The organism is Streptomyces sp. NPDC059718 (assembly GCF_042733315.1).
GTDB lineage: Bacteria > Actinomycetota > Actinomycetes > Streptomycetales > Streptomycetaceae > Actinacidiphila.
The window spans coordinates 1678-7443 of record NZ_JBHWGA010000110.1 but is presented as its reverse complement, the minus strand read 5'-3'; the positions used below and the strand labels follow the sequence as shown (position 1 = coordinate 7443).

Annotated in this window: 8 protein-coding genes and 4 pseudogenes; 8 read left to right on the top strand and 4 right to left on the bottom strand. The window is 66.9% G+C overall.

The features are described 5' to 3' along the window. The 3 genes and pseudogenes from ACFV3E_RS46190 to ACFV3E_RS46180 form a co-directional block, all read left to right on the top strand. A pseudogene (locus ACFV3E_RS46190) lies at positions 1–443 on the top strand (winged helix-turn-helix domain-containing protein); the annotation flags it as partial. A 113-nt stretch (positions 444–556) separates the two neighbouring features. After that, positions 557–886 (top strand): Tn3 family transposase, encoded by a 330-nt coding sequence (locus ACFV3E_RS46185; RefSeq protein ID WP_500542493.1) that lies wholly within the window; start codon positions 557–559, stop codon positions 884–886. A 5-nt stretch (positions 887–891) separates the two neighbouring features. Then, on the top strand, positions 892–1101 hold the full coding sequence (locus tag ACFV3E_RS46180) for a Tn3 family transposase (protein ID WP_500542491.1): 210 nt from the start codon (positions 892–894) through the stop codon (positions 1099–1101). Between the two features lie 273 nt (positions 1102–1374). On the opposite strand, the gene ACFV3E_RS46175 is transcribed toward ACFV3E_RS46180, so the two are convergent. Beyond that, on the bottom strand, positions 1375–2160 hold the full coding sequence (locus ACFV3E_RS46175) for an MBL fold metallo-hydrolase (protein ID WP_500542489.1): 786 nt from the start codon (positions 2158–2160) through the stop codon (positions 1375–1377). A 297-nt stretch (positions 2161–2457) separates the two neighbouring features. Here ACFV3E_RS46175 and ACFV3E_RS46170 point away from each other — a divergent pair, with 297 nt between their 5' ends. The 4 genes and pseudogenes from ACFV3E_RS46170 (at position 2458) to ACFV3E_RS46155 (ending at position 4129) form a co-directional block, all read left to right on the top strand. Next, entirely contained in the window at positions 2458–2601 is a 144-nt protein-coding gene (locus tag ACFV3E_RS46170; RefSeq protein WP_500542487.1) for a hypothetical protein, read from the top strand. Beyond that, positions 2582–2734 (top strand): annotated as a pseudogene (locus tag ACFV3E_RS46165) (recombinase family protein); the annotation flags it as partial. The gene ACFV3E_RS46170 and the pseudogene ACFV3E_RS46165, both read left to right, overlap by 20 nt. Next, positions 2694–3269 carry a recombinase family protein gene (locus tag ACFV3E_RS46160; RefSeq protein ID WP_500542497.1) on the top strand — a complete coding sequence of 192 codons (576 nt, stop codon included), beginning with the start codon at positions 2694–2696 and terminating at the stop codon, positions 3267–3269. The pseudogene ACFV3E_RS46165 and the gene ACFV3E_RS46160, both read left to right, overlap by 41 nt. A 149-nt stretch (positions 3270–3418) precedes the next feature. Further along, on the top strand, positions 3419–4129 hold the full coding sequence (locus ACFV3E_RS46155) for a transposase (protein WP_500542485.1): 711 nt from the start codon (positions 3419–3421) through the stop codon (positions 4127–4129). On the opposite strand, the pseudogene ACFV3E_RS46150 reads toward ACFV3E_RS46155, so the two are convergent. The 3 genes and pseudogenes from ACFV3E_RS46150 to ACFV3E_RS46140 form a co-directional block, all read right to left on the bottom strand. Then, positions 4080–4397, bottom strand: a pseudogene (locus ACFV3E_RS46150) (ATP-binding protein); the annotation flags it as partial. The gene ACFV3E_RS46155 and the pseudogene ACFV3E_RS46150 sit on opposite strands and share 50 nt — an antisense overlap. Further along, positions 4394–4843, bottom strand: a pseudogene (locus tag ACFV3E_RS46145) (Mu transposase domain-containing protein); the annotation flags it as partial. The pseudogenes ACFV3E_RS46150 and ACFV3E_RS46145, both read right to left, overlap by 4 nt. Before the next feature lie 223 nt (positions 4844–5066). Then, positions 5067–5354: a group II intron maturase-specific domain-containing protein gene (locus ACFV3E_RS46140; protein WP_500542483.1), complete on the bottom strand. Its 288-nt coding sequence runs from the start codon at positions 5352–5354 to the stop codon at positions 5067–5069. A gap of 32 nt (positions 5355–5386) precedes the next feature. On the opposite strand from ACFV3E_RS46140, the gene ACFV3E_RS46135 reads away from it, so the two are divergent. Beyond that, the coding region (locus ACFV3E_RS46135; protein ID WP_500542481.1) for a transposase domain-containing protein at positions 5387–5766 on the top strand (380 nt) is incomplete at its 3' end.

Genomic DNA, 5766 nt, shown 5'->3' with positions numbered 1-5766 from the left:
TTGCCGCGGGCGCCTCCAACGCGGAGGTCGCCAAGGACTTACGGGTCAGTGTGCGCTCGGTGCAGCGCTGGCGCCGGGCCTGGCTGGACGCCGGCACCGTAGGATTGCGGTCGTCGGGTCCGGTGTCCCTGCCGAAGCTGAGCGACAGGTTGTTCGCGGTGCTCGAGGAGGAACTGGCCAAGGGGCCGGTCGCGCACGGCTGGCCGGACCAGACCTGGACGCTGTCACGGATCAAGACGCTGATCGGGCGCCGCTTCCACAAGAGCCTCACCCTGTCGGGCATCGCCCTGATGCTGCGGCGTCATGGCTGGAGCCATCAGGTTCCGGCCCGGCGGGCGCTGGAACGTGACGAGGACCGGGTGACCGGGTGGGTCAAGGAGACGTGGCCGCAGGTGGAAGCACCGCGGCGGCGCTCGGGGCCTGGCTCGTCTTCGAAGACGAGGCCGGATTCTCGATGGGTTCAGTCAAGATTTTCGTGAAGCGATGACGCGGCGTCATGCAAGGAGGACTCGTTTGCGGAGGAGCGGGAGGCTTGCGCGTCCATACATCTGTCGTAATGCCGCGTATCAAGCGGGTCAACAAGGTGAAGCTGTACCGGCCGGTGGCCGGCGAACCGGATGCTTACCCGCAATTGCCCCCGGCGCTGACCCGGCCGATCCGCTGTGAACTCATCGCCCAGCAGTATGACCAGATGATCAAGTATGCCACCGCCATCCGGACCCGTACCGCGTCGACCGAGGCGATCCTTTGGCGCTTCACCCGTAACGCCTCCCACCCCACCTACGCGGCGATGCTGGAGGTCGGCCGCGCTCAGAAGACCATCTTCATGGCCCGCTACCTGCGGCTGCGGGACCTCCATCGGGAGATCGAGGAGGGCCGGGCCTGAACGTCATGGACCCCTCCAACGGCGCCAACTCTGTGATCGCCTACGGCAAGGGCGGGGAGATCGCCTCGAACCGGCGCGACGAAGAGGAGATGTTCGTGCTGTGTCTGCGCATCCTTCAGTCCGCCCTGGTCTACGTGAACCCCTCATGCTCCAGGACATCCTCGGCGAGCCGGAGTGGGCCGAGCTTCTCACGCCTGCCGATCGGCGCGGCCTGACCCCGCTCTTCTGGTCCCACGTCCGCCCCTACGGGGAGGTCAACCTCGACATGGACACCCGCCTCGACCTTGCTGCGGTCAAACTTCCGGGCCCCAGAGCTGCGACGGATGCCGACGACCAGCAGTCAACTGAGCATGCGTGAAGCGTGGGCACGGTCAGAAGGAGCGATGGGAGGGAAAAGGAAGCCAGATGGTCCGCCTCCCTCTCGTCAACATCATGTCGCTACATCGCGCTGCCTTGTGAGGCGTCCTCCTTCAGCAGGCCCTTCACGGTTACGTGCTGCCGTGCTGGTGCTGTTCGGGGAGCAGGCTCTCGGGGTGCACCCACAGCACCAGGTTGTCCAGGCGCCCGCCGCCGGAACCCCTGCCCTCCCTCCTGAAGAAGTCGAGGATGTCCTGCTCCGAGTGGTGCAGGCTGAAATGGGTCAGGACGAACAGGGTCCCGGGATGTGCCTCGACCACGGGGCGGAGGCGGCTCCAGACGGTGTGCCCGACCCGATCCGCCCGCTCCAGCTCGCTGTCGTGAAGGAACGTGCACTCGGTGACGATCACCGGATACGTGAACAGCCACGGGTTCCCCTCGAACACGCTGACGTGGGTATCGCCGAGGAAAACGAACAGCGGCCGCAGCACCTCCTGTTCGACCTCGGTACCTTCCCTGCGCCCCTGCGCCACGATCCGCCCGAACTCCCCGCCCCGCCCCTCCTCGACCAGCAAGCGGCGCAGCTCCTCGTACTCGGGCCGCAGCGCCTTGCCGACCTCGGAGACGGCGTACCCCACGCAGGGCACCTTGTGCTCGCACTCCACCACCCGCACACGATGTGCCCGCCGCCCGATGGTGAACTCGTCGCCCTGCCGTACCCCGTGCAACCGGTAGCCGCCGGCAAGGCCCGGGTCGTACCCCGCCCCGTGGTTCAGCTTCGCCGACGCCCGCAGAAAGGACTCTACGTAGGGCACGGCTCCAACCGGCAGGTAGATGTCGGTACCCGCCCGGGAGGCGAGGAAGTCCAGGTCTTTTACGTGGTCGTGGTGGGTGTGGGTGAGCAGCACCGTATCCACCTGACGTCCTTCACACAGCCCCGCGTCCAGACTGCACCGCAGCTCGGGGATGTGGAAGAACGTCTTGTCGTTCGCACGCGAATAGCTAGCCTGTGAGGGTGAACGTGGTACCGGGTATCTCCCAGGTCTTCCACTGACGGAACGGATGTCCCCGTTCGAGCCGCTCGGGATTGCCTGCCGACGGCTTCGGAGCCTGCCTCATGGATGCGCCCTTCCAGTACCCACAGTGAACCGGTCCGTCCACTGGGACCACGGACAATCGATCGTAGCGAGACCGCCGGAATGGACACCACGCATATGAGCAAGATCGGCAAGCGGCGGCGCACGGCGGGATCGACGCCGGATCATGCCCATAAAACGGTGTCAGAAAGTCCATGTACTCAAGAACTTGAAGAGCACCTTTTTCTGTACGATCTGGAAGGTGCAGCCACCCCAGGATGACGACACCGCCGATCTCCTCTCCCCAGTTCCAGCCGTACGGACCGGCGGTCTTGTGGGATACGCACGCGTGTCCACCAAGGGGCAGCTGCTCGATCGGCAGATCCACGCACTCACCGAAGCCGGATGCATCCGGATCTTCGCCGACAAGAAGTCCGGCAAGAACGCCGAACGCGAGGAACTTCGGAAGGCCCTACTACCTACGCGAGGGCGACACCCTCGTCGTCCCGTCACTGGACCGACTCGGCCGCTCCATCCAGGACCTCATCGCGATCGTGTCCGGCCTGCGCAAGCGTGGCATCGGCTTCACCTCGCTGCACGAGGCGCTCGACACGACCACGCCCGGCGCGCGCCTGGTCGTCCACGTCTTCGCGGCCCTGGCAGAGTTCATCCGCGAACTCATCGTCCAGGGCACCAACGAGGGCCTGGACGCCGCCCGCGCCCGAGGTGTCCGCCTCGGCCGACCGCCAGCCTTGACCGACGAACAGGTACGCCACGCACGCGACCTGCTCGCCCGCCCGGAGAACACCGTCACCTCGATCGCGAAACTCCTCGGCGTCTCCCGCAACACCATCTACAACTACCTGCCCGAACTGAAGGGCGGCCGTCTCGCGCTCGCCAAGTCGGCCAATACGGCGGAACCGCCCCGACCCGCCGGGCCGGAGGACTGATCACCACCGTTTGCGGCTGGTGACAGCGTTCTTACCGGCACCCCAACTCCAGTACCACTGGGCCCCCGCCCGGTCTCCGACAGCACCCTGGCGTCCATCGATGCCCCGGTCGCGGCCCGGGCGGAACGCGCCCGCGCCGCGATACGCGTGTGGTGTGGACACTGCTGGCCCTACGCCCCGGCGGCTACCCCTGGATCTTGGTGTGTGGGCGGGAGCTGACCGGCTGGTACGTCCTCAATCTGGACGCGACCATCGTCACCTGCACCAGCAAGAAGGAAGGCGCGGCCGGCACGTTCAAGGGCACCTTCGGGCACATGCCGCTGGGGGCGTGGGTGGCCAACACCCGCGAGTGCGTCGCGATGCTGCTACGGCCGGGCAACGCATCGTCCAACGACGTCACCGACCACAAGACGGTCCTGGCCGCGGCCCTGCGGCAACTCCCGCTGCCGCTGTGGTCGAAGCTGCTGATCCGGATCGACGGCGCGGCCTTCAGCCACGACGTCCTCGACCACCTCCAGACCCTGACCACCAGCCGACACCGGGTACGCTGGGTGACCGGCTGGGCGATCAACGACACGGACGAGCAGGCCATCGCGCTGCTGCCCGAGAACGTGTGGACGGCCGCGCTGCGGCAGGACGGCGGGGTCCACGACCTCAAAGGGCCCGACGGGGATTGTGTCTCCTACCCGGCCGCCGAGCTGACCGGGGTCCGTAACCTGACCGGCTGGCCTGCGCGGATGCGGCTGATCGTGCGCCGGGTCAAACCCTCGCGCCGGGACGCGAAGAAGCTGACCGCCTTCGAGAAGCGCACGCCGCGTTCGCCCTGGCTTCCACGAAGGAGAGGGTGGCGAGGTCCTTGACCTTGCGCGGGTCGAGGTCGGGCTGGAACGAAAAGTCGTACTCGTCCAGCGTCTTGTGGTGCGGAAGCCTCGACAGCCGCAGGCCCTGGCGGAAACGCCGGTCATCGCGCACGGCCAGTTCTTCGGACAGCACCAGGTCGAGGAAGTCGAGATAGCCCAGCTTCCCCTCGTAGGCCCGCCGGGTGTACTCGTTGATGGTTTCCGTCAGGTGGGGCAGGCCGAGCTTGCCGGCCGTGGTGCGGATGCGGGTGCTGACCAGCTCGCTCAAGACGATTCCTTCGTACTCGGGTAGGTCGTGAAGGGGCGGGTGCCGGTCAGTTCGTCATAGAGCGACAGGGGCCGGAGGCCGACCTCAACGCGGGTGGCCGCGGCCCGGTTCAGCAGGGCCTGCAAGGGTCCGGCCTCCTCGCCGCAGGGCTGCGGGCGGGGCCGTACCGGGACCTCGCCGGTGGTGACCCAGCGTCCCTTGCCGGTGGGCAGCCCGTCCCAGTGCTTCTCCTCCACGACGCGGACGCCACGGCCGACCGCCCGCGGGTGCACGGCCAGCAACGTCTCCCCACCGGCATCGGGGGCGGTGGAGTGCAGCATGACCTGGGACTTCGTGGCCCGGATCTCCACCAGTTGGCGCGGGCGGACCTTGCGGGCCGGGACCGAGTAGAGGTTGCCGCCGAAAGCGACCAGGCAGTCCTTGCCCACCGGTCGCAGATGAACCGTTCCGGGTTCGGTAGCCGAGTAGCCGAGTAGCCGAGGGGAGTCTCAACCCTCGGCCCTCACAGATCCGTACGTGACGATCTCTCGTCATGCGGCTCTTGTGGCTCTGGTCACCAGACGCGGGGGACGTGGGTGGTCCAGGCCCAGGCGCGAAGAACCTCGGCCGCCTCCCGATGGCCTGGTTCCATGCGGTTTGGGCCTTTCTTCGTCCCCGCAGCCGTTTGAACTACTTTCGCATCCACCGCATCAGGTAGGCGTTGATGCGTTCCAGGAGGGGATGCAGTGCCGAGACGTAGAAGGCCCCGAAGTACTGCATCCAGCCCCTCACAATGGGGTTGATCCATCGTGCGAGGTCCCGGGCCTTGACCCAAGGCCGGGTAGTTAACGGATTCGGGCTGGTGGCAAGCGAGTTGGTGGGTGTTCCGTGACGGAGCAGGGAACAAGGGCAACGGAGTCCCGTTGGAGCAGGTAGTCCGCCAAGACTTCTGCCGTTACGGAGCTCCGTTGCCTGCATGCCATTGTGCCCTGCCGCCCGGTCTGACGACCGTGACCCGAAGCCTCACCGTGGCCGGGGGCCGCTTCGCTCCCGGCCATCTGGGCGAGTTGACCCAGGTTCTGCCGTTCGAGCTGGTCGACGCGGTCCTGGAAGAGACCCGGAGTGTGCAGCGCAGGCTGCGGGACCTGCCCTCCCGGGTCGGGGTGTACTTCGTGCTCGCGATGTGCCTGTTCCCCGAGGTCGGTTACCGGCTGGTGTGGCAGAAGCTGATCACAGGTCTGATCGACCTCGACGTGGCAACGCCCAGCACGAAAGCCCTGCGTGACCTGCGCCGCCGGGTCGGGGTGTACTTCGTGCTCGCGATGTGCCTGTTCCCCGAGGTCGGTTACCGGCTGGTGTGGCAGAAGCTGATCACAGGTCTGATCGACCT

What these genes read in the sequence shown, in the direction of transcription:
- ACFV3E_RS46140 (WP_500542483.1), bottom strand. Translation starts at nt 5,354, where the DNA reads ATGCAGGCAACGGAGCTCCGTAACGGCAGAAGTCTTGGCGGACTACCT.
- ACFV3E_RS46180 (WP_500542491.1), top strand. Translation starts at nt 892, where the DNA reads ATGGACCCCTCCAACGGCGCCAACTCTGTGATCGCCTACGGCAAGGGC.
- ACFV3E_RS46170 (WP_500542487.1), top strand. Translation starts at nt 2,458, where the DNA reads ATGAGCAAGATCGGCAAGCGGCGGCGCACGGCGGGATCGACGCCGGAT.
- ACFV3E_RS46185 (WP_500542493.1), top strand. Translation starts at nt 557, where the DNA reads ATGCCGCGTATCAAGCGGGTCAACAAGGTGAAGCTGTACCGGCCGGTG.